Consider the following 26,505-nt stretch of genomic DNA (forward strand, 5'->3'; position numbering starts at 1 on the left):
ACCCGCGAGTTAGCCCGCCTTCTGAAATACGAGCCAGCGCAACTCTATTGGGGATTCCTCACGCTCGACGTCGAACACATCGAGGCCGCCGGCCCAACCTTCGAACCAGCCTGTCGGCGGCCATGCGTCCGACGGTAACCGCGCCTTCTCGTACTCGTAGGCGGCATCGTCGGCGATCGGCTCGAGAGGCAGGCGGGCCGCCGCGGCAGTCACCTCGTCGCGGGTGAAAATCATGCTGTTGCACTGCTGACTCAGTTGCACCGCGACGTCGTCGGGAACGTAGCCGTCGCGGGCCAGGAAGGTGTTGAAAACCAAACGCCCACCGGGCGCCAGGCAATCGGCGGCGAGTTCGAACATGCCGCGCAACTCGTGTGTCGTCCGGAAGTCGGACACCACCTCCGAGAGCACCATTAGCTGGTACTCCTCGCGTACGCCCTCCATCGCGGTGAAGACGTCGCTTTGAATGACGTTCACGCGCAACGATTCACCGGCGGCGTCGGAAACAATCACCTCGGCGAACGTCGCGGTCATCTCGACCGCATCGACCGGATGTCCGCGCCGGGCCAGGGCCAGGGCGTTACGCCCGGTTCCCGCGCCGACATCCAGCACCCGATAGGTCGACGGATCTTCTGCCTCGGCGGCCAGTGCCAATACGCGTGCGTCGGGCTCGGTGCCGAAGAGCGGCGGCGGGCGGATGGCCACCCACTGTTGGTAGTCGGCCTCCACGGTGCGCCAGTCGGCCTGGACGCGGAAATTCACGCCCTCCCCGAAGGGCGCCTGGTAGGAGATGAGGACATCCGAACGAGGGGAGGCCTTGAAGGCCTTCGCCAATTCGACTTCCAGCGCGGCCCGCAGGTGTGCGGACTGTTCGGGGGTGTACCAGACACCCAGGGTCGCGCAGACGTTGCCGCACAGCAGGACGTACTCGTCGATCAGGCCCGGCACCGCCGGCACCCTGATCTGGCCCTCGGCTGACAATCGGCGATACAGCCGCCTGATCATCGCTTCGCGCAGCATCAACGGGTCGAACGACCCCTTCGGCGGATCCTGCACCAGAACCTTCTACACGACCAGCGGACTTTGCACCACCGCTGCGACGGGCGGGCGGTTCCCCCGGCCGATCAAACCGAGCGTGCCATGCGGGCAGCCTCTTCGAGCAGATCGGCGGCGCGGGCAACGCTTTCGGCGGGTTTGCTCATCTGGGCGGCCACCTCGCGGGCGCGAGCTGCGCATTGCGGAGTGAGAACCGTACGTAGGTCGGCGACCAGCGAGTCTAAGGTGCTGTCGGAAAAGGCACGTCCGGAGCCGACTTTCATTTGTTCGACGGCAGCTGCCCACATCGGCTGGTCCCATACCGCCCAGAGGATGAGCGTGGGGACTCCGGCGCGCAGGCCCGCGGCCGTGGTGCCCGAGCCACCGTGGTGGACAACGGCCCGGCAGGCGGGGAAGGCGGCCGCATAATTCATCGTCCTTACCACCTTGACGTGGTCGAACAGTGGGACGTCGGTGAAGTCATTCGCACCGCTGCAGATCAACGCCCGCTCGCCCAACTGCCCGCAGGCCGCGCTGATCACTGCGACCGTCTCGGCGGGAGAGCTGACGGGCGTGCTGCCAAATCCGAAGTAGACGGGTGGCGTCCCGTCGGCTATCCAGGACAGCACCTCGTCGTCACCGTCCGTAGGCAACTCCAGGGTCAACGAACCGACGAAAGGACGCTGGCCGCCCGGTTCCAGCCATTCGGCGGCCGGCCCAGGCAGGCAAAGCTCGTCGTACGTCTGGATTTCCAATAGCTCACTCGCTGGTCCCGTCGCCGATTCGGTTGCCTCTCGCAAGCCAAGCGCACGACGTTGGACGACTTCGGCATCCTTCGTCATGCCCGAATACAGCGCGCTCGACGGCATGATCCGCGCCGGGAAAACGTGCAACGCGGCGAGCGGAATGCCGTGATGTTCGGCGACATTGGTGGCCAGCGCCTGATCGTTCATGTGCGCCACCAGCAGATCGGCACCCGCTGCCAACGACGTCAGCGTCGCGCTTTTGTCCATCCAGATCCGCGTAACGCGCTCGACAACGTGCGACAGCCCGCTGACCCCATAGTGGAGCGAGCCGAGCAATTCCTGAGCCGCATTCATCCCACGTTGCGTATCGGGCCCGTACCCGACGGCAGCAAGTCCCGTCGACTCGACGAAGGCGGTCATGTTGGGCGGGACCGCCAGGCGCACCTCGTGGCCTCGGTGCATCAGCGCGCGACCGACGGCAGCGCACGGTTCGATGTCGCCGCGCCCGCCGTAGGCGACCAGCACAATTTTCATCAAGAGACCTCACTCGCAGGGATGCCACAAATCCAAGCAGAACCGGTCCCGCTAGATCCGCTGGGCGCCGGTCCACCTCGCTGAGCTGGGCTTTTGTCGGCGCCAGGGGGAGTGAACATCGGACGGGAAGGTGAGTAACACGTTGTAAGTCCGGTTGAGAGCGGGCTGAGAGCGATTTGCGCAATACGCGCCGAACCCTTGTGAGGTTCCGCCGTCATGTGCAGGTAACCTATCGTTAACCCACGACAACAATTTCGCTGTATTGGTTGACGTGGGAGCATCTGCAAACGTGTGAGACCGCTCCGCTAGCAGTGGGGACGGCCTCATTCGACCGTCCTCGTTCGCGCACTGGCAGCACCGGAGGGAATGCGATTTGTTTGCTGCTCGGTTGGCTATCCCCGTACGACGCGCATCGGGGCCGTCGGTGCCCTCGCGGCCCTGACAGCGATCGGAGGAGAACGACATGGACTTCGCGGTACTACCGCCGGAGGTTAACTCCGCGCGGATGTACGCCGGTCCGGGGTCGGGACCGATGCTGGCCGCAGCGATGGCCTGGGACGAATTGGCCGCCGCCTTGCAATCGACGGCGAACTCGTATCAGGCCGAACTCACGGCATTGACCTCCGGTCCGTGGGTTGGCCCGTCGTCCGCGTCCATGATCGCAGCGGTCACCCCTTACCTGGCCTGGATGAGGACCACCGGCGCCCAGGCTGAAGAAACCGCCAACCAGGCCAGAGCTGCGGCCTTCGCCTACGAGGCGGCGTTCGCCGAGACAGTGCCGCCCCCGGTGGTCACGGCCAACCGCACCCTGCTGGCGGCGCTCGTCGCGACGAACATCCTCGGGCAGAACACGCCGGCGATAGCCACCACCGAGACCGAGTATGCCGAGATGTGGGCGCGAGACAGCGCGGCCATGTTCGGCTACGCCGGTTCGACGGCCTCGGCGACGCGGTTGACGCCGTTCGCCCAGCCCGACCAGACCACCACCTCCGACGCCGGTCAGTCCGAGTCGGTGGCCCAGGCCACCGCTACCGCCGCCGGGAGCACGCGCAACGCTGTGGCCCAGCAATCGTTCTCGGCGGTACCCAACTTGCTGACCAACGCTGCGGTAAACCCGGCTGCGGCCGCCGACCCGACGTCGGTGACGGACCTGCTGGGCCTGGAGAGCGACCTCATCGCGATCTTCCTCGACGCGCCCGCCAGCGTCGCCGGCCTCGGTGTCGACTCGCCGTCGGCTGCGATCGCTCTTCCCTTCGACGTCGCCGGCGCGCTGACCGGTTTCCACACAGACGACATCGTCAGCGGTTGGGCCGGGGTGCAGTCCTTTCCGGGGACGGGACCTGTGCCGCCGTCGCCTTTTCCGGTGATCACGAACCCGGCGGGCGGATTCGGATCGTTGGCGTCGGCGGGGCTGGGTCAGGCGAACACGGTGGGCGGCCTGTCGGTGCCACCGGGCTGGACGGCGGCCGCCCCGGCGATCCGCCCGGCCGCCTTGGTGCTGCCGGCCACCAGCGCTGCGGCCGGCGCCGAAGCCGCCGCCGCGGCCGCGGCCGCGCCCAGTGGCGCAGGGAGTTTGTTCGGCCAGATGGCCGTGGCGAGCATGGCCGGGCGTGCGATGGCCGGTACGGGTGGCGCCCTGGGACGCGAGCGGGCCCGGGCTGGCGAGGCCGAGAAGGCGACGCGGGAGGCACCGAAGGGGCCCACGAAAGACCCGGCGACACCGCCGCAGGTTGCCGCGGGTGGACCGATCACGAGTATCGCCGCCGAGCTGCGTGAGCTGGCATCGCTGCGCGACGCGGGGATTCTGACGCAGCAGGAATTCGAAGAGCAGAAAAAGCGCCTGCTGCCAAGCTGATCCGGTGCCCGGGCACTGTGTATTCGTCAGTTGGGCACAGTATGTAGGAATACTTCAGTGAAGGCGCCTGATGGACAACCCGATCACCCATACTTCTGACGCCGCGCCGATGCGGGTGCAGGCGTTGTTTCGCTATCCGGTGAAGTCAATGCTCGGCGAAACCCTCGATCGCCTGCTGGTTGACGAGCACGGCGCCGAGGGCGACCGGCGACTTGCGCTAGTCGACGGTGAAACGGGGCACGTGGCCAGCGCCAAGAATCCGCGGCTATGGCGCGATCTCTTGACGTGTACCGCGCACGCTGATTCCCAGGGTGTGCGCATCAGCATGCCCGACGGATCCGACGTGGCCGCCGATGATCCCGGCGTCGACGAGCTGATCTCGCGGCTGACCGGCCGGCGGGTCCGGCTGGTCGCTCAACGCCCCGAGGGCGCAACACTGGTGCGTCCCGATCCGGAGAAGCTGCTGGAACTCGGTCTCGACGCCGAGGTGGGCGGTCGCATTCTGCGGATCGCTGCGGCCACCCCGGGCGAGTCGTTCACCGACGAAGCTCCATTGCATGCGATCACGACGGCCACCCTGGGGCACATCGGCGTGGAGGCGCTGCGGTATAGGCCGAATCTGGTGATCACAACACCGCCGGACTACCCGCCATATGCCGAAAACGACTGGGTGGGAGGCGAACTCGTCATCGGAAAGACCCGACTGCGCGTCCTCACGGCGACGTCGCGCTGCGTGGTTCCCACCCTCGAGCACGGTCCGTTGCCGCGAGCTCCGCAGGCTCTTCGAATACCGGCGGCCGAAAACCGTTTGAACACAGGCGGTCACGGTGCCCAGCCGTGCGCAGGCGCCTACCTTGCAGCGGTGACCAGGGGCATCATCTGTGTCGGGGACCAAGTCGCTATCGGGCCGTAACCGCGTCTGCAGCAACGCGTTGCAGTAGCGTCACCCACCCAAGTTGCGCACCGCCGTGTCGAGTCCTTCGGCTTGCTCGGTCAACTCGCGGTCGGATAACTCCGCGTGTCCGATCCGCTGCACCAATTCCGGGCGCGTCGCAACCTGCAGGGCCCCTCGATATTCGGTCGAATTCAGATCAGCCGGCGAGACGACCGCGGCTCGGCCGTCCATCACCACCAGCGCCGCGTTCGCGTCTGATGTGGCTATGCCCACTACTAAGCCAACATAATCAGGGAAGTGTCGTAGATCGTTTCGGCACGCTAGCCACCCACCCCGACAATCTTCATCACCAGAAACACCGCCGCCGCGATGAACGCAACGGCGAAAATGCAGACCGCAGCGACAGTAAGCGCGGAGCTGGGAGCGAAGCGCCGGGTGTTCGGCGGTTGCGGCTCGGACACACCGGCGGTTTGGGGCGCGGCCGGCGGAGTGGTGCCCGGTGCGGCACCTCCTGCTGGCTCCAGCCCAGGTATTCGCGTCGGGTCAGGATCGGGAGGTTGCGCGGTCATGGATATCACCGGCCTTTCGTCGCTCGCGACAGCGGAAGCATTCGGTCACGTCTCGCCGCGATCCCTCCGTCGGAGCATGGCGGTACCCGCCCACACGCCACCCAAACGGCAGGGGCGGCAGCAGATTAACGATGCCATCCGCGGTGTCAGCGCCGAGTGTTCCAGGATGTATTTGAGGCGACCTGCGCCCAAATCGTCGAAAGGACTGTCTGACCAACAGATTCCAGTTGGGGCGCCTATTGGCGGTGCCGTTAGTTCTCCGAGTTCGGCGTGGGACTCTGCGCAGATTCCCACTTCGCCTCGAGCGACCGTTTCACCCGGGTTCCGGCCGCCAGGTCGAGCTGAAAGGTTTCACCGCCGTCGGTTTCGAACGTGATGAGATACCCCGCGTCGGTGGCGTCCTTGAAGACGACTTTGTAGGGCTGTTCACCCGAGCCGCGGTCCACGGCGATGATGTCGCCAGGGGTGACGTCGTCGATCAGGTCGTTGCCGGAGACTTTGGACATACGGTCGACGTTAGCCGAAGACGCGGCGACCGTCCGCCGGCGCGGTGACCGACCCCACCTAGGGCTGCAGGAAGGCTTTGATGGCGCGCCGCTCATCCATGGCCCGGTAGGCCTCGGCGACCTGCTCGAGGGGCGGGCGCAGGTCAAACACCTTCAACGCCATTTGATGCCGCACCCGATGGACGGGCGCTGTTCGGGATCTACCGGTTGCCCGGCCAGTACCGCGTCGACGGCGGAGCGCACGTCCGCGGCCGTGACCGGTCGGCCGTTTTTGGGCCGCGAATCGTCGAGCTGGCCGCGGTATACCAGTCGACGTTCTCCGTTGAAAACGAATGTGTCCGGGGTGCAAGCTGCCGAGTACGCGCGGGCAACGTCTTGGCTTTCGTCGTAGAGGTACGGGAACGTCCAGCGATGGCTGCGGGCTTCCGCGACCATCTGATCGGGCCCGTCCTGCGGGTAGGTAATCACGTCATTGCTCGAAATGCCCACCATCGCAACGCCTTGGTCGGCGAGGTCACGGCCAAGCGCGGCAAGCCCGTCGGCAACGTGCTTCACGTACGGGCAGTGATTGCAGATGAAGGTGACAACCAGCGCCGGACCCGTCAGATCGTCGCTACTGAGCGTGCGGCCGGTGGCCGGCTCGGGCAGGGCAAACGCGGGAGCAACAGTGCCGAGGGCGAGCATGCTGGACTCGATGGCCATGCCGGCCAGAGTATCGGCATATCGCGCGTTCGCGCACTATACGGGACTGCGCGTGCGAAACATATTGAGCTGCATGCAAAATCAATGCGGCTACCGGATCGGTGGCGGTCGGCGATCAGTGACCTGACACACTCCGTGTTTGATCGGCCCAGTTCGTGGAATCACACACCAGACACGAACGAACATTCTTGGCCAACGCCTCAAGGAGAATGATGAGTGAGCACAATAAGGCCGACGAAGCGCGCCGAGGCCTGATCGACTCGGTTAAAGGCAAAGCCAAAGAGGTCGTCGGCGCTGTTACGGGCAACGAATCGCTGACCGCCGAGGGACAACTCGAGCAGACCCAGGCGCATGAACGCAAAGAAGCAAATGCGACCGAGGCCGTTGCCGAAGCCCAGGTCAAGCAGGCGCAAGAGGAAGCGGCCGAAGCCAGGGTCGAAGGCGCCCAACAACGCCTGGCGGCGAACGTCCAGGCCGTGGCCGCCGAGGATTCGATCGAGGCCCGAGAGGCCGCGCAGAAGCGTGCGGCCGACCGAGCGGCACATCAGCAGGCGAACGCCGCAAAGACCCAGGCCGAGCTGGACGCCCAGCGCGATACACAACGGGCGGAGGCCGAAGAGCGCGCAGAAATTCGCGAGGCGTCCGAGGAGGTCATCGACGCCGTCGCCGAACACCAGACCTCGGTTCAGGTGGCCCGCAACGACGAGTCGGAGGCCGACCGCCTGCGACGCCATGCCCAGAACGTGACCGACGAAGCCGACCTGCCCTGACGGCGGGTCTCACACAGGAGAAGTTGATGAAAATTTCCGAAGTCCCGTTGGCAGTCCTGCGGTTCCACTACCAACTCGCCAGATTTCCGCTGCAGTTGATCGAGGATCGGGTCGTCAACCGCATCCCCACGGAAGCGCCCGCGCGACTGCTGTACGAGCGCTCGCTTGGCATGCTCGACACCACGATCGGCAATGCGCTCGGCGACACGACGATCGTCGAAAGGGGGGCCGCCCTCGTCGAACGCAGCGATGCACTGGGCCGTGCGGCTCAACTGGACGCAAAAGCCGCGGCCAGAAGGCAACAGGCCGACACGAAGCTCAAGGGCGCCCGCGACGAGGCGATCCAGGAGCGACAGGAAGCGCAGGCGGCCGCCCAACAGGAAGCCAAAGAGGCGCGCATCACCGCCGAGCAGCGCAAACGAGAAGCGGCGCAGTCGGCGCAGCAGCAGAGTGCGGCGGCCAAGCAGCGCGCCGACGAGGCGGCCGCCAAGCAGAAACAGACCGTCGAGTCAGTCAAGCGCCAGGTGGAAAACCGGACGCAAGCGGCCGAGAAGGCCGCGGCGAAGGCTGCGGCGGCCAAGGTCGATGAGGCCGAGGACAAGCTCGGGGAGGCTACCGCCAAGCGCGCCGAAGCGGATCGTGTCGCGGAGCTGGCGGCCGCCGAGAAGCGGCAACGGCAAGAGGAGAGGGCGAACGACTGACGCGTCTCAGGTTTGTGGCGAACCCTGGTTGACCTTGTTAACCGCAAACGTCGCAGCCTGGGCGGTCATCCCGGCGTCGATGTAGGAAACGTGCGCAATGATGTTGCCGCCGCCAGAGCAGATCGGGTCGTCGGGCGCGCACAAGCTGGTGACCTTGGCGCCATAGGCCGGATTGATCGTTGGTAGCGGTTGGCCGCCCCACAGCATGCTGGAGAACTGACTGGTGGGCTCGCCGAAGAGGGCGACGGCGGCGACGTGGTTCGCCACCGATGCCGGCATCGCGTTGGTGGCCAGGTCGATCACCGTCGAGCCCTGGGAGTATCCGCCGAGCACGATCCGGGAATTCGGGCAACTGGCCACGACGTCCTGGATGTGAGCGCTCGCGTCGGCGGAACCGGCGTTGGCGCTGTTGTGGTAGTCGTCGTTGGCGGGGTAGTTGACCGGGTAGACATCGACAGACTTACCACCGAGCTGCGACGTCAGCGAGTCGACGAAGGCCTGTCCGATGTTGCCGAGACCGGGCTCCTGATGCGTGCCCCGGGCGAAAACCACGGAGACGTCCGAGCAGGGATCCGCGGCCGCGGTGGGGCTCCCGAGGGGTGCACTCAGCAGTGTCCATGTCATCACAACCGAGATACCGACCAAGCGAGCAAGTGTGCGTGCACTCATGCCGGAATCCTGTCATATCGCCGGTCACCGCTGTCCCGGCGGTTGGCGCTCGGGCAATCAGACACGTTCGAGCGGAACGAATGACGTTGCAGCCCAACGCCGATGTCTATGATTCGGTGGTTCGGATGCGAATGGCACCTGACCACTCGCTGTCGGGGTCGACGACATTGCCACGTTGGCTGATCTCCACGGCAGCCGATCTGGCGAGCCGCCGTGCGGCCTCCCGCGCGTCGTCCATCAACTCGCGCCAACTGTCGCCGCCCACCGCACGGGCGGCGTCCGACGGGCAGATGCTGCTCCTGGGGCCACGATGGGAGGCCAATGCGCGGATCGACGACTCGAGCCGCTGTATCATCGGCCCGTCACCGAGGGCGACATCGGCATGGTCGGCGCCTCGGCCACCGCCGCCCGACACACGTTCTAATTCGGCACGCAATCGCTCGCCCACCCCACCAGTCAAGGCCACGGCGCCGCCCGTTCGCCACTTCTGTTGGAACCGCGCCCGACGCGCAGGCATTGAACGAGCATGCCGCCCACTCTCGGGAAAAGACACGCCTCCGCACCGAGTGCGGGCTGACCTCGCAGATCGGCTCCTTGACGTCAATCGGATCTACCACGAGCGGGATATCGACCGGTTTCCCCGCGCGCGTCAGGTGCTGGGCGATTCCCCGACGCCGACCGCGTCGCGGCCATCGATATTTCGTCGAGGCCGGCTACGAAGTCCATCTGAATCTCAGCCCGCCGGTCATCGTCTACGAGGGCTGGTTGGACGACTGGGCCGAGCTGTTGCAGCAGGTGGCCGACAACACAGCGAGCGCAGCAAGCAGCAACTCGCGGCCGAAGTCATATTCCTGACGCACAACCAAGGCCCGCACGACGTGAACCTCGGCTGGCACCCGAAAGGGGGAGGAGTTGCTCTGGCGGCCGGATCTGCAACAACTCAAGCGCAGCCAGAGCGGGCAGTGGAACGTTCGCTACAAGAGCCCGGGGAGGGGCCGCTGGGTGCAGGATTTGACCGACCTACTCGCGGTCACGCTGCCGGCTGCGCTACGCGTTCTGACGCCGAGCGGCACCGACCGTCACCGGCCGCGCCACTGCGGTTTGCGCTTCTCGGCCCAGGCCCGCAGTCCCTCGGCGACGTCCTCGGTCGCGCCGGCCACCTTCCGCATGGTCTCGCCGAAGCGCACGGATTCGATCCAGCCCATGTCGGCGGTTCGCCACGCCACTTCTTTGGTCGCCCGCTGGGCCAGCGGTGCGGCCTCGGTGAGGATGCGTGCCCACGCTCGGGCTTCGGCCTGCAGTTGGTCGGGCTCGACCAGCTTCCAGACCAGACCGATTTCCTTGGCCCGTTCGGCGCTCATGGGTTTTCCGGTCAGCAGCAACTCCATCGCGTTGGCCCAGCCCACCCGATGCGGGAGCCGAATGGCTCCGACGATGGTGGGCACCCCGATCGACACCTCGGGGAAGCAGAACGTGGCCTCGGTGCTGGCGATGACGAAGTCGCAGAACAGCACCCCGGTCACGCCGTAGCCGATGCACGGACCGTGCACGGCGGCGATGGTCGGTTTGAATAATTCCATGCCGGATTCGAACGAGTTGATGGTCGGCTTCTCCCAGAAGGTGCCCCCGAAGGTGCCGACCGAGCCTTCGCCATCCTTGAGGTCGCCGCCGGCGCAGAAGACGCTGCCGTTGGCCGTCAGGATCCCGACCCACGCGTCCAGGTCGTCGCGGAAGCGATCCCAGGCGCCGTTGAGGTCTTGGCGAAGCGTGCCGTTGATGGCGTTGCGCGCCTCAGGGCGGTTCAGGGTGATGGTGGCGACGTGGTCTTGCAGCTCATAGGTGACCAGACTCATGACTGCAGACTATTGCGCCGGGCCCACGCCATCGTCATAAGCCGGTAACAAACCTATTTTCACGGTGTGCGCGGGCGGCGAAAATCATCGAAAATCCCAGAGCGCCCAACGGTTTTCGTGGGCGAGGCTTCGACGTCGTCGAAATGCACATGTACCCGCTCGAAGGGTTTAACCCGTTCGGCTTTGACCTTCTTGGTGTAGGTCCGCCGATCCGCCATCGTCAGATCCGCGTCGTCGCTGAACGCGCCCAGCAGGGCGCGCGGGTAGAGCCGCTCCACCAAGACGACATTGACCTCGGCGCACATCACCAGCGCCACCGACGCGAGGAACAGAAACGCCAATACGCCCAAAACCAGTGCGAACACGCTGTTGGTGGCGCTGGCCCTTTTCACGGTGTGCGCCACATAGCCGGCCCCGAACCACTGCAACATCTGCCAAATAAACGCTGCGGCAACCGCTCCCGGCAGTACTTGCCGGTATGTCAGTCCGCGCGCGGTCGTCACGCGAAAGGCCACCAGGCAGATCAGTGCGTTGATCGCCACCGCGGCCAGTGCGAGGCCGATCTTGCTGAAGATGCCGAGCGCTCCGGTGGCATGGCCCGCCGCAGCCAATACGGTGGTCGCGATGGCGGCCGATCCGAGTACCAACAGCAACAGGAGGCTGCGCAAACGGGATCGAATCGGGTTGGGGCGCTTGTGCTTCGGCACCGCCCACACCGTGTCCATCGCGTTCTGCAGCGCCTGTCCCACGCCCAGACCGCCGTAGAGCGCGCCGAGCAGTCCCACGACAACGCCCACGGCTCCGCCGCTGAGCCCCTGGGGGTGGTGCAGCTGGTCGCCGAGTACCGGGAACTGGCTCAAGGTGCTGTGCAGCACCTGTGCCTGCAGGTCGGGCCGGCCGGCCAGCACCACGCCCAGGCCGGTGGTCAGCAGCAGCAGCAGCGGAAACAGCGATACCAGTCCGTAGTAGGTGATCAGGGCGGCGAGGTACCCGCCCTGATCGTCGTTGTACTTGTAGACGACACCGACGATCACGCCGACGACTCGATTCCGTCGCTGCAGCCTGTCCAGCCAACCGACCATGGCCGATCACTTCCCCCGCAAGCCGGCATCCAATTCAACGCACTCGCCACGTGATACCCGGATTCGGCTGCCATCAACCCGCCGCTAGATCGACGCGTTGAGGTTACGGCCGCGCGGGTGCCTATTCTGTGCGGAGTGGCCGAACCGTCTGCAGCGCAGTTGCGCAAACAGCTCGACGCAGTGACGCTGCGCGATGCCGCCCGGATCGGCCGGCGCCTGAAGAACCTGCGAGGAACCTCGCCCGAGAAGTTGCGGCAGCTGGCCGACGAGGTCGCGGCGGCGCAGGCGGTGATCGCCACCCGTCACGCCGCCGTGCCGACGATCACCTATCCCGACCTGCCGGTCAGCGAACGGCGGCAGGAAATTGCCGAGGCGATACGGGCGCATCAGGTGGTGGTGATCGCCGTGCCCGCAAATCCTCCGCCCGCCCAGACCGAGGCGATCGCCGACATCCGCGCGCAGCTCAATCGGCTGTTACCGGCCGGTTTCGTCACCGCCACGGGGCCTGCGCACCTCGCCGATCTCACCCGCTACCTACTGGGGATTCGTCGCCGCCTGGATGGGCTGCGCCACGCCGTCCAGGCCGATCGGGAGCGCATGCAGCGGGTGCACGCCGTGCAGGACGCCTACGGCCACCTGGTGCATGAACTGCCGCCGCCGGCCAAGGCGGCCGCCGACGTTCGCGATATCGCCCGGCAGATCGAGGAACTCAGGGTGAGCCTGTGGGCGCAACAACTCGGCACGCCTCGTCCGGTCAGCGAGCAGCGGATCTACCGCGCGATCGACGCGGCGCGCGACCGTTGGTGATTGCTTTCCCCGCCACTTTCAACCTATAGCGCATATGGGGGCTTGCCGCAAGACCCGGGTGATGATGCAAAATCGCTGTCTTCGAGCAGAATTCAGGGGATTCGGAGTGGCGAAGTGGATGTTTCGCGGAAATCAGAGAACTCGCCCGGGGACATCACGCATGCCGTGCTCATCGCCGGGGGCGGCCCGACAGGGCTGATGTTGGCGGGCGAATTGGCTTTGGCGGGGGTCGATGCCGCCATTGTCGAGCGGCGCGCCGGCCAGGATCTGATCGGGGCGCGGGCCGGCGGTCTGCATTCCCGCACCATCGAAGTTCTCGATCAGCGTGGCATCGCCGATCGGTTCCTGTCCCGGGGCCAGGTGGCGCAGGTCGCCGGGTTCGCGCAGATCCGGCTGGACATCAGCGACTTTCCCACCCGGCATCCGTACGGACTCGCGCTGTGGCAGAACGAGATCGAATGCATCCTGTCCGACTGGGTCGGCGAGCTCGGCGTGCCGATCTACCGCGGCGAAGGGGTAACGACCGTCGGCCAGGACGGCAGCGGCGTCGACGTCGGTCTGTCCGATGGCCGGATGATGCGCGGGCAGTATCTCGTCGGGTGCGACGGAGGACGCAGCGTCATCCGCAAAGCGGCCGGCATCGAATTTCCGGGATGGGACGCGACGACGAGCTATCTGCTCGCCGAGGTCGAAATGAATTTCGAGACGGGACAAACCCCGCAGTGGGGCATCCGCCACGACACGCTCGGCGTGCATGCCCTGTCCACCGCCGAGGAGGGCGGGCCGGTTCGGGTGATGGTCACCGAGGCGCACCTTGGACCGGCCACCGAACCCAGGCTGCGCGACTTGAGTGAGGCACTCGTCGCCGTATACGGGACCGACTATGGGATCCACAGTCCCACTTGGCTTTCCCGGTTCACCGACGCGGCGCGGCAGGCCGCCACCTACCGCCGAGGGCGCGTCTTGCTCGCCGGCGACGCCGCACACATCCATCACCCGGTGGGCGGGCAGGGCCTCAACACCGGCGTGCAAGACGCGGTGAATCTGGGTTGGAAGCTGGGCCAGGTGGTCAACGGGACATCACCCGACAGCCTCCTGGACAGCTACCACGCCGAACGGCACCCGGTTGCCCAGCGCGTGCTGCGCAACGCGTTGGCGCAGATGGCGCTTCTTCGCCCCGACGAACGCACCAAGGCACTGCGCGACACCGTGTCCGACGTTCTGGGCATGGACCAACCGCGCACATGCTTCGCCGCGATGATGTCTGGCCTGGACATCCGTTACGACCTGGGTGGAGGGCACCCGCTGGTGGGCCGCCGGATGCCCGACCTGGACCTGGTCACCGCCGACGGGCCGCGGCGCGTGTTCGACCTGCTGCGAGACGGCCGCCCGCTGCTGTTGAATTCCGGGGATGCTGACGGCATCGACATCGAGTCCTGGGCGGACCGGGTACGGGTAGTCTGCGCGAAACATGTTGCCCAGTACGTACTTCCGGTGCTGGGCGCGGTGAGCGAGCCGCCCGCCGTGTTGATCCGGCCGGACGGCCACGTCGCCTGGGTCGGCGCCGAAACCGACCCGGCGCTACGCGACGCCCTCAATACCTGGTTCGGGCCGCCTACCGCGACGCACGCACGATTCACGCAGCGGAAATGGTGACTTGTACTGGCCGACGCAGGGTGTAACGTGCGGGTTCGCTGTTCGAGAGCAGGAAGCACCTGGACATGGCAATTGACCAACCGCCGACGCCGCCCATGGATTGGGCCGAGGCCCAACCCTTGCTGAGGCCGGTGCTGCGCCCGCAGAGCTACGTCAACCACATGGTCAACACCGGGGCTCTGCCCTGGGTCCGCCCGGTGTTCCCCTTCATCAACGAGATGGTCGTGGTCGACCTGCCCACGGTGCGGGCAATGGTGACGCCGGCGGAAACGGACGCTTGGGGCATCAGCGGCGATCAGGCCTTCACGACGGCCCGGGAGAACCTGTCCGCGCATCAGCAGGCCTTCCAGCCGGGCGAGAAGTTCCTGTTGAAAGACGCGGACGGCGGCACCTATATAGATTCGATGATCCTGGCGACCGGTTGGCTGGGCTCGCTGGCGGTGACGGACGGCCCCCGCCCACTGGTGTTTTTCCCGGGCGACGGCGTGTTACTGCTGGGCACCGACGCGCCCGACAATGCCACGGACCTCTTCGAGGTCGCCGAGCAGATGTACCTCGATGCCGATCAGCCCATCTCGCCGCAGGGCTACACGATCGAGGGCAGCATCATCGCGCCGTTCGATCAGGCCGGCCCGCACCCCCTGCGCGCTTTGGCATTGAGGGCTCGAACCCTGTTGGCCACAAGGGAATACAGCCACCAGACCGAGTTCTTGCGGGAGCACTATGAGCGCGAGTTGTTCCCGCAATACGTCGCCGACGCGCAAATGATCGAGACAGCCTGGGGCCGGCGCAGCACGGCGGTGTGGGGGCAGGGCATTCCCTGGGAGCTGCCGCAAACCGATTACGTGACGTTTTTGGTCGGCGAACCGTCGAATGTGTCCGACAGGTTCACCGTGCCTTTCCCGACCGTGGTCGATGCGGTGGGCATCCTTCCCGTCGCCGGAATCAACCCGGTCCGTTACCGGGCCAACGAATGGCCGACGGTCGAGATGCTGACGACGCTGAAGGCGCACGCCATCGACCTACCGAGCGAATGACGATGTTCACGCGAGCCAGGCCCGCGACCCGCTAGTCCGGCGGCTCGCTGGTCGTGCCGCGGGCGGCCGCTTGTTCGCGGTCGCCGCGGTTGCCGGGGACACCTTCGGCTTCGCTTTCCTCGGTAACCTTCTCCTCGAGCTGATCGACGATGTTTTCCAGCTCCTGAGCGCGGCTCAGCGGGTCTTTGTCGGGTTTGGTCATTTCGCTTTCCATCGGCCTGGGTGGGGGACGGGTCCCGGCGCCGGGAACCCGCCGCTATCCCATACCCGATCGCGCGTTCGCTAACCAGACCAGGCAGTCGCGCGACAGGCGAGACACAGCGCCGCGGCGGTGGAAGTATCGCACGAGTGGCTACCGAGAAACCTCAGACGATCTCTTACCCGGCTGCCGACGCCCGCCAGCGTCGCCACCAGCCCGATCCGCTGGACCCGCACGTCATCGTCCTTTTCGGTGCGACGGGCGATCTGGCGAAGCGAAAGCTGATTCCCGGCCTGGCCTACTTGAATCAGTCCGAGTTGGCGCCCGACATCCAAATCATCGCGACATCGCTCGAAGACATCAGCAGTGACGAATTCCGCGAGCTCGCAAAGAACGCGATTGACGAGTTCGGCACGCACAAGCTCTCGTCCGAGCAGTGGGCCAGCTTCGCAAAAATCATCTGTTACGTGCCGCAGGGCGCTGGACCGGAAGCCCTCGCCGAGGCAGTCGCCGACGCCGAAGACAATCTGGGCCCCGATGTGCGGCGCCTGCATTACCTGTCGGTCCCCCCTAAAGCGGCGCGCGACGTGATCACGATGCTGCGCGACGCAAAGCTCGTCGAGCGCTCCCGGGTGGTGATGGAGAAGCCCTTCGGCACCGACCTGGCCAGCGCGGTGGCGCTGAACGACTTCGTGCACGAAACCTTCGAAGAATCCCAGATTTTCCGTATTGACCACTTCTTGGGGAAGGAAGCCGCGCAGAACATCTTGGCGTTCCGCTTCGCCAACGGCCTATTCGAGCCGATCTGGAACCGCAACTTCATCGACCATATTCAAATCGACATTCCCGAGGCCCTGGGTTTGGATCAGCGGGCGAACTTTTACGAAGAGACCGGCGCCTACAAGGACATGGTGGTGACCCACCTGTTTCAGGTGATGGCGTTCACGGTGATGGAACCGCCGACGGCGCTCGAGCCGTTTGCCATCAGCGAGGAGAAGAACAAGGTCTTTCGGTCGATGTTGCCGGTCAAGCCCTCCAACGTGGTGCGCGGTCAATACAGCGGCTACCGCGACGAGGACGGCATCGCGAAAGATTCCGACACCGAGACGTTCATCGCGCTCAAGGTGGGAATCGACAACTGGCGATGGGCCGGGGTGCCCATCTACTTGCGCACCGGCAAGAAGATGGCAGAGGGCATTCGCATCGTCTCGATCGCGTTCAAAGAGGCCCCGCGAACCATGTTCCCGCCCGGATCCGGGGTGGGCACCCAGGGCCCCGATCACCTCACGTTCGACCTTGCCGACAACTCGAAGGTTTCGCTGTCCTTCTATGGCAAGCGGCCCGGGCCCGGCATGAAGCTGGACAAACTGTCCATGCAATTTTCCTCACAGGAGATCGACACCGTCGTGGACGTGCTGGAGGCCTACGAACGACTGATCCTCGATGCGATGCGGGGCGACCACACGCTGTTCAATACCGCGGAGGGCATCGAATCATTGTGGGAGCGTTCGGAAGATCTGCTCACCGATCCGCCGCCGGCCAAGCTGTATCAGCCGGGCACATGGGGTCCGAATGCTATTCACCAGTTGATCGCACCCAATGCGTGGCGGCTGCCATTCGAGCGGGAGTGGCGCCAAGCCAGGCCCTAGCGGAAGCGGTGAACCACCCGCGGCCTCAGCTCAATTCGGCACCGAGGTAACTGATCGCGTGACGGAATTCCTTGAGGATTTCGTTGTCGGGCAGCACGAATCCGTAGTCGGCATACACCTGTTCGGTGGGGTGGCGGGTGACGTTCCAGCCGGTGGCACCAAGGTGCTCAGCGGCGGGGCGGCGCTCCCCGAGCCAGACCAGCTCGGCGACGTCGATGTCCAGTCCGTGCTGCCGCCACGCGCTGCGCATCGCCCGGGCCCGTTCGTCGGTGAAGACGCTCATGTCGGTGATGTTCTCGGTGGCCAGCCGGCTGCCCGGGGCGCTGAGCGCGGTGATGTTGTCCAACAACCGGTCCTGGGCTTCGGGCGGTAGATAGGGCAGCAAGCCTTCGGCGATCCAGGCGGTGGGGGCGTTGGTGTCAAAGGCGCTGTCGCGCAGCGCCGTTGGCCAATCATCGCGAAGATCGATAGCGACGGTTCGGCGCTCGGCGGTCGGTTCGGCACCGATCTGGGCAAGTGCGGCGGTTTTGAAGGCGATGACCTCAGGCTGGTCGACCTCGAAAACCACGGTGCCCGAAGGCCAAGGCAACCGATAGGCCCGCGCGTCGAGCCCGGCGGCCAAGATGACGGCCTGCCGGATTCCGGCCGCGGTGGCGGCGCCGAAGAAATCATCGAAAAATTTGGTCCGCACCGTCATCTGCTCGCGTCGCTGCTGCAGCGTCATCGGCATGTCGTCGGTGTCAAGCGGGATCTGGCCATCCAGCATGCGGGTGAAGAAGGGGTGCCCGACCGCCCGCACCAACGGCTCAGCGAACCGGTCGTCAAGCAGCGGGTCCGGTTCGCGGGACGCCAGCGCCCGGGAGGCCGCCACCATCGTCGCCGTCGCCCCCACACTGGAGGCCAGGTCCCAGCTGTCGCCCTCGCTACGCGCGGAGCCCAATGATGACATTCGCTTCCCCTTCCGGAATCCACCCGCCGCGTCGGCCATTCGCCCTCGGCGCCGCTCACGACCGGCGGCTACACCACCGGTACCGAAGGGTACTTTCTGGCTATGCCGCGCGCACCACACACCCGTCGTGCAGGCATTTGACTCCCGGCCCCACTGCTCGACGACTCCGAAAGTGAACTACTCCATGGCACCGACCCTGCGCCCGCGCCGATCCGCCCTCTACCTGCCCGGCAATAAGCCCCGCGCGCTGGAGAAGGGCAAATCGCTGCCGGCGGACGTGCTGATCTTCGACCTCGAGGATGCGGTGGGACCCGATGCGAAAGCCGATTCGAGGAAGACGGTGTGCGACTCGATCTCGTCGGAGAGCTACCGGCCCCGCGAGGTGGTGGTGCGTATCAACGGCTTGGACACCGATTGGCACGACGACGACCTGGCCGCCGTGGCCGCATCGACGGCCGACGGCGTGTTGGTGCCGAAAGTCGAGACGGGTCAACAGGTTCAAGCGCTGGCCAACGCGCTCGACACCTTGGGAGCGCCGAAGTCATTGCAACTGTGGGTGATGATCGAAACACCCCGGGCCTTCCTGCGGGCCGAGGAGGTCGCGTCGGCCAGCGATCGCCTGGCCGGATTGGTGGTGGGGACCAACGACCTGGTCAACGAGCTGCACGGCGTGCACGTCCCCGGGCGCGCACCCGCCGTACCCGCCCTCGGCCTGGCTCTGTTGGGAGCGAGGGCGGCCGGAAAGGTCATTTTGGACGGGGTGTTCAACGACATCACCGACGAGGGCGCATTCCGGGCCGAGGCCCAGCAGGGCCGCGAGATGGGATTCGACGGCAAGACCCTGATCCACCCGTCGCAGATCGCCCCCGCCAACCAGCTGTTCGGTCCGTCACACAAGGAGCTGGACGACGCGCGCAAGATCGTCTCGGCTTACGAGCAGGCGCAGGCCGCCGGAACCAGCGTGATCACGGTCGATGGTCGCATGATCGAGAGCCTGCACGTCCGCGACGCCCAGCGAATCCTCACCCTCGCGGATCTGATCTCCGAGATGGAATCCGCCTCCTAAGGCGGTGCTCATGTCGGGTGCGTAGCTGCGGGTGCGTGACGGCGGCCCGCAACGGGCGTTCGGTGCCGGCCACACGGTAGGTTGAACGCGTTCGGAGACGACTCGAGAGGAGATGACGTGGGCCAGACCGAGGCCATGGCCGAGGCCGACCGCGCGTGGATGATCGATACGCTGCTCGCGCTACTGCAGACCCCGAGCCCGTCGGGACGCACGGACGCGGTGATGCAGGTGATCGGCGGCATCTTCGACGACTTCGGGGTGCCGTTCACCCTCACCCGGCGCGGCGCGCTGACCGCCGAACTGCCGGGCAAGTCCGCGACGATCGACCGCGCACTGGTGGTGCACTCCGACACCATCGGCTGCATGGTCCGCGAGCTCAAGGACAACGGCCGCCTCGAACTGGTTCCGGTCGGCACCTTTTCGGCGCGGTTCGCCGCGGGCGCCCGGGTGCGCATCTTCATCGACGACCCCGACGAGTTCATCACCGGCACCGTCATGCCGCTGAAAGCCAGTGGGCACGCGTTCGGTGACGAGATCGACACCCAACCCACGAATTGGGAGCACGTCGAGGTTCGCATCGACCGCAAGGTGTCCACGCGGGAAGACCTGCTTCGGCTCGGCCTGCAAATCGGTGACTTCGTGGCGTTGATCACCAGCCCCGAGCTCACCGCCGACGGTTTCATCGTCTCTCGTCACCTGGACGGGAAGGCGGGCGTCGCGATCGCGCTCGCGCTGGCCAAGAACTTCTCCGAGAACAAAGTGGTGCTGCCGCACCGCACCACGATCATGGTCACCATCACCGAAGAGGTCGGCCACGGAGCCAGCCACGGCCTGCCCGCGGATGTCGCCGAGCTGGTCTCGGTGGACAATGCGGTGTGTGCGCCCGGCCAGCACTCCCTCGAGGATGGTGTGACGATCCCGATGGCGGATATGCACGGCCCGTTCGACTACCACCTGACCCGCAAACTCTGCCGGGTGGCACAGGAGCAGGGAATCCCCTTCGCCCGCGACGTTTTTCGCTACTACCGGTCCGATGCGGCGGCGGCTATCGAGGCCGGGGCCAACACCCGCGCCGCGCTGGTCGGCTTCGGCGTCGACGGCAGCCATGGCTGGGAGCGCACCCACATCGATTCGCTGCAAGCGGCCTACCACCTGCTGCACGCCTGGCTGCAGACACCGTTGACGTTCGCCAAGTGGGACGCCAAGCCGACCGGCAGCCTGCGCGACTTCCCCTCGTCAGAGCAGCCCGCACCCAGCGAGCGGTGGGTGCCGCTGTCCCGCGGCGATTTCGAGAGCCCCGGCGACGCGTCGCCCGGGACACATTGGCCGCCGGAGGGACCCCAGGCCTGAGGCCGTTACATCTGTGCCCAGACGATCTTCGTCTGTAGGTAGGTCTCGATACCCGCCTTGCCGGACTCGTGGCCCCAGCCGGACTGCTTGTAGCCGCCGAACGGCATCGAGTGGTCGTACGGGAAAGCACAATTGAGCCCGACGGTTCCGGCCTTGAGCCGCTTGGCCAGTCGATGGGAGCGGCCAAGGTCCTGGTCGAGGAACAGCTCGGCTCGTTCACCGACTGCGGCACCGAAGCCCTCATTGAGGCGGTGGTGCGTACGAAAGCCAACGCCGAATCCGGGATCTGGTCCGGCAAGCCCGACTACGAGCGGGCCAAGATCCTGTGGCGCGCCGCCGACCTGATCGACGAGACGCCGCGCTGCTCGCCGAGCTCGAAATGCTCAACGCCGGAATGTATCTCGCTCAAGCCGAGATGCAGGTGAAGATCGGCGCCGAGTGGTTCCGCTACTACGCCTCCTCCTGAACTGAATGCGGCAGAAGTTGCGCGCTTAACCCCATGCTGTCTATGACATTCGGAAGAAAGGGCGCCGGCGGTTACCGACCGCGGGCGATCCGGTCGGCACGCCAGCATCGGGACTGCATCGGGACGTCGATCGCATCGGCGCCCGGGAAACGCTCGGTCAGGAGGGCTCGAGCGTTGTCGAGGCGCTGCGCGCGGTCATCCGGCGAGGCGATGATCACCCGGCTGTATGTGCCGAGCAACGCGACGACGTCGTCGATCGTCATAGTCCGCATGAATGCGAACGTCTCGCGGGCGACGTTGTGGAAGATCTGCGGATCGGGTAGCACGACGTTCTCGTGGCGGCGGCGGAAGCGGTCGGGTGCGTCCGCCTCGGTCGTGTCGTCGCCGGGCAGCAGGTCGAGGTCGCGAACCCAGTCCACGTCGCGATCGCGACTCGTCCAGATCAGCCCGAACCGCCCGCCGTCGCGCAGTACGCGGCCGATTTCCGGAACGGCCCGTTCGGAATCCATCCAGTGCCACGCCGACGAGACGAACACCGCATCGGCGGAATGGTCGGGGAGGGGAATCGCCTCACCGGTGCCCTCCACGGCGCGAATCTCCGGAGACCGCCCGGCCAGCACCGCGCGCATCCGCGCATCGGGCTCGACGGCGATGACTTGCGCCGCCCGGCCGACGAGCGTGCGGGTGAACAGTCCGGTGCCCGCACCGACGTCGACGGCCACCTCACACTCGGGTGGCAACAACCAGTCCACTGCCTGGTGCGGAGGGTGCGGCCGCAGGCCGTCGTAGTGCTCGGCGATCGAACCGAAGGACATCGCGCGTTCTTGACGATCGGTCACACGCGACAAGGTAATCCCGCTCGCTGTGCGAGGCATTAGACGTCACGGCGCGTCACCAGTTCGCGCTGTGGTTGACGAGCGCCTCGGCGATGAGCCCGGTTCCAAAGACCAGGAACAACAGCCGCACCGACATCGGACCGTAACGGGTGAGGGCACGCACGATCGCACGCTGAATGCGCTTGGCTCGCATGGTTTTTCTCATCGACAGGGCAAGGATCAGCAGCGGCGGCGAGAGAGCGACCAATACACGATGATGACCAGTGGCCAGAGCGGCGGCCGCGGGTGCAGCGCGGCGAGTATCGCCAGCCCGGTGAGATAGGGCACGGCGGTCGGGGCTTGGCCGTGCCCACCGCCAACCCCAGGAACCCCAACAGCCACGGCCGTTGCCGCATCGCCGCCAGCGCCTACCCCGGTGCCGATGATTGTGCGGTCAGCGGAAAGTAAGCCAGCCCGATCAGCGCGATCCCCAGCAGAAGTTCGCCCCGAAAGCGAATCGCCGGTGTCAGGTGAAAGTCGAGCACCTCGGTGACGAAGCTGATGCCCAGCACGGTGCACACGCCGAAGGTGGTCGTCACCGCAAAAACGCCCGCGATATAGCTCAGGGCGCCGGGAATTGGTGACCGACGACCCAGCCGGCTGTCGAAGATGACGGCCGAGACCACTCCCAGGTTGAGCACATTCAGCGAGTCGAGAAACGCCAGTCCGGCAAGCGCCAGTGCCAGAGCCGCCACGCGTCTGTACCGGGCCTAGCGTGCGGATTCCCCGGCTGCCCGCAGCGGACTGCGCACTGACCACGGCGACAGGATCAAAGCGGCGATCATGCTGCAAACAATACGAGTTCGAGTCCGAACCTATCGGCTGAGGCTGCCCGTTTTCACCGGTGGTTGCACTCTCACCACTGCTGACGTGGGGGGCGACGGTGTTAGCGCAAGTTATGAGCGGCATTATCGAAGCGTCGGCGACGCGCCGGTCTCGATGCCGCGGGTGACGCGGCCAAGCGGTGACAGCACATTAACGGAGGGGCGCCAACAATGACCACACTCACCATGCAGGGTCTACGTGAATCCTCGTCGGGGCTTGGACGTTGGAGTCTTACCAGAGCTCGGACGTGGATGGCTCAAACGTGCGTTACCCGCTGGGAACCGACGCCCGCGGAATCATCATGTACACCGCCGACGGCTACATGTCCGCCCAGATCATGCGCGCGGACCGCGCTCAGATTGCCCGTGGCGATCTCCAACTCGCCGACAACGACGAATTGGCCGCGGCGGCCAGGGGGTACCTGGCCTACGCCGGGCCGTACAGCGTTCTGGACAACGGCATTATCGCCCACCACGTCGACGTCAGCCTGTTACCGAACTGGATCGACGGAACGCAGTACCGCGCAGCGCAAATCGGCGATGACCGCTTGCAGCTCGGCCCCGCCGAGCCCGTGCTCATCAAAGGCAAACTCCGTAACGGACGCCTGATCTGGCAGCGCGCGAAGCCGGCCAAATAGCCTGGCGTGCAATTGGACGTTGAATGTGCGAATGCAGCGCGTCGCGCCGACCTCAGGAGAATTGAATGGGATTGCTCGACCACAAGACCGCGGTCATCACGGGTGCCAACTCAGGCATCGGGCTGGCCACCGCGCAGCGGTTTCTCGTCGAAGGCGCCGACCGGGTGTTCATCACCGGCCGACGCCAGCCCGAACTCGATGATGCGGCAAAGCAATTGGGGCCACGCGCTACCGCCGTATCCGGCGATGTCGGATCGCCGGGGGATCTCGATCGGCTCTACGCCGAGGTCGCGGCCGCCGGCAAGGGCCTCGACATCGTGATGGCCAACGCCGGGTCGACGAGGGTGGCGCTGCTTGGTCAGATCACCGACGACGACCTCGACGCGCTGCTGACCACAAACGTCAAGGGAGTCGTCTACACCGTGCAGAAAGCGCTGCCGCTGCTCAACGACGGCGCCTCCATCATCCTGACCGGCTCCACCACCGCCGACCGTGGCCGCGCCGGCCTGAGTATCTACGCCGCCACGAAGGCGGCCGTTCGATCGCTGGCCCGCGCCTGGGCCACCGAACTCGCCGACCGCAACATCCGGGTCAACGTCATCGTGGCCGGGTCCACGGCCACCCCTGGAAGCAACGCGCTGGCCGCGCAGACCGATCCCCAAGCTTCGATCGAAGAGTTCCGCGCCGGCCGCATCGCCACGATCCCGCTCGGCCGTTTCGCCGATCCGACCGAGATCGCCAATGCCGCAGTGTTTTTGGCCAGCGATCTGTCCAGCTTCACCACCGGATCGACGGTGACCGCCGACGGCGGGTTCAACCAAGTCTGATCTCAATCAGAATGGGACTACCGTCGTATCCAAATTTCGTTGCACATTCCACCGCGCCAAGTCGAGGCTATCGCGGGTTTAGGCCAACCAAAACGCTACTACCACGACTGAACCGTCCGACGGGGCTTAGGCTCGACTCTGTGAGCGCGTACAGCAGGAACAATGTCCACATTGTCGGTGCTCCAGATGGCCCTGTGCTAATCCTGGCTCACGGCTTCGGGTGCGACCAGAACCTTTGGCGCCCGGTCGTCGACCGGCTGCATTCGGACTTCCGACTCGTGTTGATCGACCACGTCGGCTCCGGCCGTTCGGATTTAGGCGCGTGGGATGCGAACAAGTACGCGTCTCTGAACGGATATGCCGACGACATCCTCGACATCGTCGACGAACTCGATCTGCGCGATGTCGTATTCGTCGGCCACTCGGTAGCCGCAATGATCGGGGCGCTGGCGATAAACGAAAATCCAACCCGGTTCAGCAAACTGATCATGGTGACTCCGTCACCCTGTTACATCGACGACGGCGACTATCGCGGCGGTTTCTCACGCGCCGACATCGACGAGCTCCTTGACTCGATGGAGTTGAACTATCTCGGTTGGTCCAATGCGATGGCGCCTGTCATCATGGGTAACCCGGACCGCCCGGAGTTGGGGGATGAGCTAGCTGCGTCGTTCTGCCGCACGGACCCTGATTGTGCACGCGCGTTCGCTCGCGCTACCTTCTTGTCCGACAATCGCGGTGATCTCGGACGGATACCGGTCCCCACACTGGTTGTCGACTGTTCGCAGGATGCGATCGCGCCCCGAGCCGTCGGCGCGTACATCCGCGAACACGTTCCCAATAGCCAGCGGGTCACACTGGAAGCGACAGGGCATTGCCCGCACGTCAGCGACCCCGACGCCACCGCGCGGGAAATTTCGGCGTTCGCGCGATCGACGTGACCAGCGCCGAGATCCACGACCTCTGGGAGAACGCGCCCTGCGGACACCTCGTCACAAGCCGCGACGGGCGGATTATCTGCGCGAACTCGACCATGGTCGGTTGGCTTGGGTACGACCGCGAAGCGCTACACAGCATGTCAATCGCCGACCTATTGACAGCTGGCGGACGCATTCACTACGCCACGCACTTCGGCCCGATCCTGCAGATGAGCGGTGACCTGTCTGGAATCACGATCGACCTGGTGACTGCCGACGGAACACGCCTGCCGATGTTTCTCACCGCGAACACGAAGCGAGGCGCTGAAGGCGGAATAGACCGTGTGCGCATTACCGCGGTGGATGCCGCCGATCGGCGTGCATACGAGCGCGAGCTCATCGAGCAGCGTCGGCTGGCCGAGAATGAGCGCAATCGAGTCCGCGCATTCGCTGAAACGTTGCGCCGCTCACTGCTACCCCCGATCCTTTCGCCGCCGCCAGGCCTGGACGCAGCCGACTACTATTACGCCGCGTCCGTCGATGACATAGGGGGCGACTTCTACGATCTATTCCCACTCTCGTCCGCGAAATGGGGCTTCTTCATTGGTGATGTCTCCGGAAAGGGAGTCGATGCCGCTGTGGTGACAGGATTGACGCGCTACGTATTGCGGTCGGCTGCAGTGTCCAACGACGATCCGGTACAGGTCTTGCACAACCTCAATTCAGTACTCAGACAAGAAATCACTGACGGTCTCAACCAGCTATGCACCGTCATCTATGGAAACTTGACTAGCCACCAAGGCGGATTTGACGTCCAGCTGGCAAGCGGCGGTCACTTGCCTCCGCTGCTTCTCGACGCGAGCGGAGGCGCCTTATACGCCGACACCATTGGGGGCCAGGCCTTAGGCATCACCGCGGACCCTCACTTCATCAGCAGCCGACTAAGTCTCGGCCCCGGCGACACCATGGTGCTGTACACCGATGGCCTGACCGAAGCCCGAACCGGAACCGGTCACGAACGATTCGACGATCATGGTGCGCTGCTTCAGTTCGCGAAGGCTCACGCACCCGCCACAGCAGAAGACATTGTCGATTCCATCCATGACTTGCTTGACCAACTCGGCGGGCGTGTGCAAGACGACGCCGCGGTGCTGGCCTTCGGCGTACCCGTAGCCTGACTCACGCGACCCGTTCGCCATCAGCGCCGGCCATGGTCAGCCAGAGCAATCCACTGCGACCTCAAGGGCTGCGCAAACGGGCGCGCGGGCAATCGCCATAGTCAACCCCCGCGCACACTCAACCGGATTAAGCCGGACCGAGTGCGTGTCAAC

At 65.5% G+C, this 26,505-nt stretch carries 28 protein-coding genes and 2 pseudogenes; 14 read left to right on the forward strand and 16 right to left on the reverse strand.

Going from position 1 to position 26,505, the window contains the following annotated elements; genetic code table 11:
- Window positions 1-9 precede the first annotated feature (9 nt).
- Window positions 10-1,053: a class I SAM-dependent methyltransferase gene (locus VFW69_RS10000; protein ID WP_526500682.1), complete on the reverse strand. Its 1,044-nt coding sequence runs from the start codon at window positions 1,051-1,053 to the stop codon at window positions 10-12.
- 68 nt (window positions 1,054-1,121) lie between these two features.
- The gene (locus VFW69_RS10005; protein ID WP_526500684.1) at window positions 1,122-2,312 is read right to left on the reverse strand and encodes a glycosyltransferase; all 1,191 of its coding nucleotides are present in this window, start codon (window positions 2,310-2,312) and stop codon (window positions 1,122-1,124) included.
- 463 nt (window positions 2,313-2,775) lie between these two features.
- Here VFW69_RS10005 and VFW69_RS10010 point away from each other — a divergent pair, with 463 nt between their 5' ends.
- Complete coding sequence (locus VFW69_RS10010; protein ID WP_526500686.1) at window positions 2,776-4,167, forward strand: PPE family protein; 1,392 nt, start codon at window positions 2,776-2,778, stop codon at window positions 4,165-4,167.
- Between the two features lie 70 nt (window positions 4,168-4,237).
- Window positions 4,238-5,080: an MOSC domain-containing protein gene (locus VFW69_RS10015; RefSeq protein WP_526500688.1), complete on the forward strand. Its 843-nt coding sequence runs from the start codon at window positions 4,238-4,240 to the stop codon at window positions 5,078-5,080.
- 30 nt (window positions 5,081-5,110) lie between these two features.
- On the opposite strand, the gene VFW69_RS10020 is transcribed toward VFW69_RS10015, so the two are convergent.
- The 4 genes from VFW69_RS10020 to VFW69_RS10035 form a co-directional block, all read right to left on the reverse strand.
- Window positions 5,111-5,293 (reverse strand): hypothetical protein, encoded by a 183-nt coding sequence (locus VFW69_RS10020; RefSeq protein WP_526500762.1) that lies wholly within the window; start codon window positions 5,291-5,293, stop codon window positions 5,111-5,113.
- 89 nt (window positions 5,294-5,382) lie between these two features.
- Entirely contained in the window at window positions 5,383-5,631 is a 249-nt protein-coding gene (locus VFW69_RS10025; protein ID WP_526500690.1) for a DUF6480 family protein, read from the reverse strand.
- A 251-nt stretch (window positions 5,632-5,882) separates the two neighbouring features.
- Window positions 5,883-6,137, reverse strand: a complete 255-nt coding sequence (locus tag VFW69_RS10030; RefSeq protein ID WP_526500692.1) for a hypothetical protein — start codon at window positions 6,135-6,137, stop codon at window positions 5,883-5,885.
- A 153-nt stretch (window positions 6,138-6,290) separates the two neighbouring features.
- Window positions 6,291-6,839, reverse strand: a complete 549-nt coding sequence (locus VFW69_RS10035) for a thioredoxin family protein (RefSeq protein WP_526500694.1) — start codon at window positions 6,837-6,839, stop codon at window positions 6,291-6,293.
- A gap of 212 nt (window positions 6,840-7,051) precedes the next feature.
- Between VFW69_RS10035 and VFW69_RS10040 the strand changes: the two genes are divergently transcribed.
- Both VFW69_RS10040 and VFW69_RS10045 read left to right on the forward strand, forming a co-directional pair.
- Window positions 7,052-7,609: a CsbD family protein gene (locus VFW69_RS10040; protein ID WP_526500696.1), complete on the forward strand. Its 558-nt coding sequence runs from the start codon at window positions 7,052-7,054 to the stop codon at window positions 7,607-7,609.
- Window positions 7,610-7,635: 26 nt separating this feature from the next.
- On the forward strand, window positions 7,636-8,310 hold the full coding sequence (locus tag VFW69_RS10045; RefSeq protein WP_526500698.1) for an IF2 family translation initiation factor: 675 nt from the start codon (window positions 7,636-7,638) through the stop codon (window positions 8,308-8,310).
- Between the two features lie 6 nt (window positions 8,311-8,316).
- Here the strand turns inward: VFW69_RS10045 and VFW69_RS10050 are convergent, their stop codons facing one another.
- From VFW69_RS10050 to VFW69_RS10070, 5 genes are all read right to left on the reverse strand, one after another.
- Window positions 8,317-8,979 (reverse strand): cutinase family protein, encoded by a 663-nt coding sequence (locus tag VFW69_RS10050; RefSeq protein WP_526500700.1) that lies wholly within the window; start codon window positions 8,977-8,979, stop codon window positions 8,317-8,319.
- A gap of 106 nt (window positions 8,980-9,085) precedes the next feature.
- Window positions 9,086-9,496 (reverse strand): DUF3253 domain-containing protein, encoded by a 411-nt coding sequence (locus VFW69_RS10055; RefSeq protein WP_526500702.1) that lies wholly within the window; start codon window positions 9,494-9,496, stop codon window positions 9,086-9,088.
- A gap of 235 nt (window positions 9,497-9,731) precedes the next feature.
- Window positions 9,732-9,854 (reverse strand): hypothetical protein, encoded by a 123-nt coding sequence (locus tag VFW69_RS10060; RefSeq protein WP_526500704.1) that lies wholly within the window; start codon window positions 9,852-9,854, stop codon window positions 9,732-9,734.
- A gap of 204 nt (window positions 9,855-10,058) precedes the next feature.
- Window positions 10,059-10,832, reverse strand: coding sequence for an enoyl-CoA hydratase/isomerase family protein (locus VFW69_RS10065; RefSeq protein WP_526500706.1), 774 nt, complete (start codon window positions 10,830-10,832; stop codon window positions 10,059-10,061).
- Between the two features lie 59 nt (window positions 10,833-10,891).
- Window positions 10,892-11,914, reverse strand: coding sequence for a YhjD/YihY/BrkB family envelope integrity protein (locus VFW69_RS10070; RefSeq protein ID WP_526500708.1), 1,023 nt, complete (start codon window positions 11,912-11,914; stop codon window positions 10,892-10,894).
- A 135-nt stretch (window positions 11,915-12,049) separates the two neighbouring features.
- Between VFW69_RS10070 and VFW69_RS10075 the strand changes: the two genes are divergently transcribed.
- From VFW69_RS10075 to VFW69_RS10085, 3 genes are all read left to right on the forward strand, one after another.
- On the forward strand, window positions 12,050-12,721 hold the full coding sequence (locus tag VFW69_RS10075; RefSeq protein WP_526500710.1) for a DUF3418 domain-containing protein: 672 nt from the start codon (window positions 12,050-12,052) through the stop codon (window positions 12,719-12,721).
- Window positions 12,722-12,835: 114 nt separating this feature from the next.
- Window positions 12,836-14,377, forward strand: coding sequence for an FAD-dependent monooxygenase (locus VFW69_RS10080; protein ID WP_526500712.1), 1,542 nt, complete (start codon window positions 12,836-12,838; stop codon window positions 14,375-14,377).
- Window positions 14,378-14,436: 59 nt separating this feature from the next.
- Entirely contained in the window at window positions 14,437-15,414 is a 978-nt protein-coding gene (locus VFW69_RS10085; RefSeq protein ID WP_526500764.1) for a DUF1444 domain-containing protein, read from the forward strand.
- 31 nt (window positions 15,415-15,445) lie between these two features.
- Here the strand turns inward: VFW69_RS10085 and VFW69_RS10090 are convergent, their stop codons facing one another.
- Window positions 15,446-15,628, reverse strand: a complete 183-nt coding sequence (locus VFW69_RS10090) for a hypothetical protein (protein WP_526500714.1) — start codon at window positions 15,626-15,628, stop codon at window positions 15,446-15,448.
- A gap of 134 nt (window positions 15,629-15,762) precedes the next feature.
- Between VFW69_RS10090 and zwf the strand changes: the two genes are divergently transcribed.
- Window positions 15,763-17,262 (forward strand): glucose-6-phosphate dehydrogenase, encoded by a 1,500-nt coding sequence (gene zwf, locus VFW69_RS10095; RefSeq protein ID WP_526500716.1) that lies wholly within the window; start codon window positions 15,763-15,765, stop codon window positions 17,260-17,262.
- A 25-nt stretch (window positions 17,263-17,287) separates the two neighbouring features.
- On the opposite strand, the gene VFW69_RS10100 is transcribed toward zwf, so the two are convergent.
- Entirely contained in the window at window positions 17,288-18,211 is a 924-nt protein-coding gene (locus VFW69_RS10100) for a class I SAM-dependent methyltransferase (protein ID WP_526500718.1), read from the reverse strand.
- Between the two features lie 184 nt (window positions 18,212-18,395).
- On the opposite strand from VFW69_RS10100, the gene VFW69_RS10105 reads away from it, so the two are divergent.
- Together VFW69_RS10105 and VFW69_RS10110 are read left to right on the forward strand one after the other, a co-directional pair.
- The gene (locus VFW69_RS10105; protein WP_526500720.1) at window positions 18,396-19,277 is read left to right on the forward strand and encodes an HpcH/HpaI aldolase/citrate lyase family protein; all 882 of its coding nucleotides are present in this window, start codon (window positions 18,396-18,398) and stop codon (window positions 19,275-19,277) included.
- A gap of 117 nt (window positions 19,278-19,394) precedes the next feature.
- Window positions 19,395-20,627: an osmoprotectant NAGGN system M42 family peptidase gene (locus VFW69_RS10110; protein WP_526500723.1), complete on the forward strand. Its 1,233-nt coding sequence runs from the start codon at window positions 19,395-19,397 to the stop codon at window positions 20,625-20,627.
- A 5-nt stretch (window positions 20,628-20,632) separates the two neighbouring features.
- Here the strand turns inward: VFW69_RS10110 and VFW69_RS10115 are convergent.
- From VFW69_RS10115 to VFW69_RS10125, 3 genes and pseudogenes are all read right to left on the reverse strand, one after another.
- A pseudogene (locus VFW69_RS10115) lies at window positions 20,633-20,821 on the reverse strand (aldehyde dehydrogenase family protein); the annotation flags it as partial.
- Between the two features lie 343 nt (window positions 20,822-21,164).
- Entirely contained in the window at window positions 21,165-21,932 is a 768-nt protein-coding gene (locus VFW69_RS10120) for a class I SAM-dependent methyltransferase (RefSeq protein ID WP_526500725.1), read from the reverse strand.
- A 52-nt stretch (window positions 21,933-21,984) separates the two neighbouring features.
- Window positions 21,985-22,663 (reverse strand): annotated as a pseudogene (locus tag VFW69_RS10125) (GAP family protein).
- A 392-nt stretch (window positions 22,664-23,055) separates the two neighbouring features.
- On the opposite strand from VFW69_RS10125, the gene VFW69_RS10130 reads away from it, so the two are divergent.
- The 4 genes from VFW69_RS10130 (at window position 23,056) to VFW69_RS10145 (ending at window position 26,352) form a co-directional block, all read left to right on the forward strand.
- Complete coding sequence (locus tag VFW69_RS10130; protein ID WP_526500727.1) at window positions 23,056-23,430, forward strand: lipocalin-like domain-containing protein; 375 nt, start codon at window positions 23,056-23,058, stop codon at window positions 23,428-23,430.
- A 65-nt stretch (window positions 23,431-23,495) separates the two neighbouring features.
- Window positions 23,496-24,257, forward strand: a complete 762-nt coding sequence (locus tag VFW69_RS10135) for an SDR family NAD(P)-dependent oxidoreductase (RefSeq protein ID WP_526500729.1) — start codon at window positions 23,496-23,498, stop codon at window positions 24,255-24,257.
- A gap of 140 nt (window positions 24,258-24,397) precedes the next feature.
- Window positions 24,398-25,198, forward strand: coding sequence for an alpha/beta fold hydrolase (locus VFW69_RS10140; RefSeq protein WP_526500731.1), 801 nt, complete (start codon window positions 24,398-24,400; stop codon window positions 25,196-25,198).
- The gene (locus VFW69_RS10145; RefSeq protein ID WP_526500733.1) at window positions 25,195-26,352 is read left to right on the forward strand and encodes a SpoIIE family protein phosphatase; all 1,158 of its coding nucleotides are present in this window, start codon (window positions 25,195-25,197) and stop codon (window positions 26,350-26,352) included. The genes VFW69_RS10140 and VFW69_RS10145 overlap by 4 nt, the downstream gene beginning before the upstream one ends.
- Window positions 26,353-26,505 lie beyond the last annotated feature (153 nt).

Origin of the sequence: Mycobacterium sp., assembly GCF_036273375.1 — a bacterium.
GTDB lineage: Bacteria > Actinomycetota > Actinomycetes > Mycobacteriales > Mycobacteriaceae > Mycobacterium.

What these genes read in the sequence shown, in the direction of transcription:
- VFW69_RS10030 (WP_526500692.1), bottom strand. Translation starts at nt 6,137, where the DNA reads ATGTCCAAAGTCTCCGGCAACGACCTGATCGACGACGTCACCCCTGGC.
- VFW69_RS10045 (WP_526500698.1), top strand. Translation starts at nt 7,636, where the DNA reads ATGAAAATTTCCGAAGTCCCGTTGGCAGTCCTGCGGTTCCACTACCAA.
- VFW69_RS10025 (WP_526500690.1), bottom strand. Translation starts at nt 5,631, where the DNA reads ATGACCGCGCAACCTCCCGATCCTGACCCGACGCGAATACCTGGGCTG.
- VFW69_RS10055 (WP_526500702.1), bottom strand. Translation starts at nt 9,496, where the DNA reads ATGCCTGCGCGTCGGGCGCGGTTCCAACAGAAGTGGCGAACGGGCGGC.
- VFW69_RS10090 (WP_526500714.1), bottom strand. Translation starts at nt 15,628, where the DNA reads ATGGAAAGCGAAATGACCAAACCCGACAAAGACCCGCTGAGCCGCGCT.
- VFW69_RS10050 (WP_526500700.1), bottom strand. Translation starts at nt 8,979, where the DNA reads ATGAGTGCACGCACACTTGCTCGCTTGGTCGGTATCTCGGTTGTGATG.
- VFW69_RS10070 (WP_526500708.1), bottom strand. Translation starts at nt 11,914, where the DNA reads ATGGTCGGTTGGCTGGACAGGCTGCAGCGACGGAATCGAGTCGTCGGC.
- VFW69_RS10010 (WP_526500686.1), top strand. Translation starts at nt 2,776, where the DNA reads ATGGACTTCGCGGTACTACCGCCGGAGGTTAACTCCGCGCGGATGTAC.
- VFW69_RS10100 (WP_526500718.1), bottom strand. Translation starts at nt 18,211, where the DNA reads ATGTCATCATTGGGCTCCGCGCGTAGCGAGGGCGACAGCTGGGACCTG.
- VFW69_RS10065 (WP_526500706.1), bottom strand. Translation starts at nt 10,832, where the DNA reads ATGAGTCTGGTCACCTATGAGCTGCAAGACCACGTCGCCACCATCACC.
- VFW69_RS10035 (WP_526500694.1), bottom strand. Translation starts at nt 6,839, where the DNA reads ATGGCCATCGAGTCCAGCATGCTCGCCCTCGGCACTGTTGCTCCCGCG.
- VFW69_RS10105 (WP_526500720.1), top strand. Translation starts at nt 18,396, where the DNA reads ATGGCACCGACCCTGCGCCCGCGCCGATCCGCCCTCTACCTGCCCGGC.
- VFW69_RS10015 (WP_526500688.1), top strand. Translation starts at nt 4,238, where the DNA reads ATGGACAACCCGATCACCCATACTTCTGACGCCGCGCCGATGCGGGTG.
- VFW69_RS10040 (WP_526500696.1), top strand. Translation starts at nt 7,052, where the DNA reads ATGAGTGAGCACAATAAGGCCGACGAAGCGCGCCGAGGCCTGATCGAC.
- VFW69_RS10005 (WP_526500684.1), bottom strand. Translation starts at nt 2,312, where the DNA reads ATGAAAATTGTGCTGGTCGCCTACGGCGGGCGCGGCGACATCGAACCG.
- VFW69_RS10135 (WP_526500729.1), top strand. Translation starts at nt 23,496, where the DNA reads ATGGGATTGCTCGACCACAAGACCGCGGTCATCACGGGTGCCAACTCA.
- VFW69_RS10020 (WP_526500762.1), bottom strand. Translation starts at nt 5,293, where the DNA reads ATGGACGGCCGAGCCGCGGTCGTCTCGCCGGCTGATCTGAATTCGACC.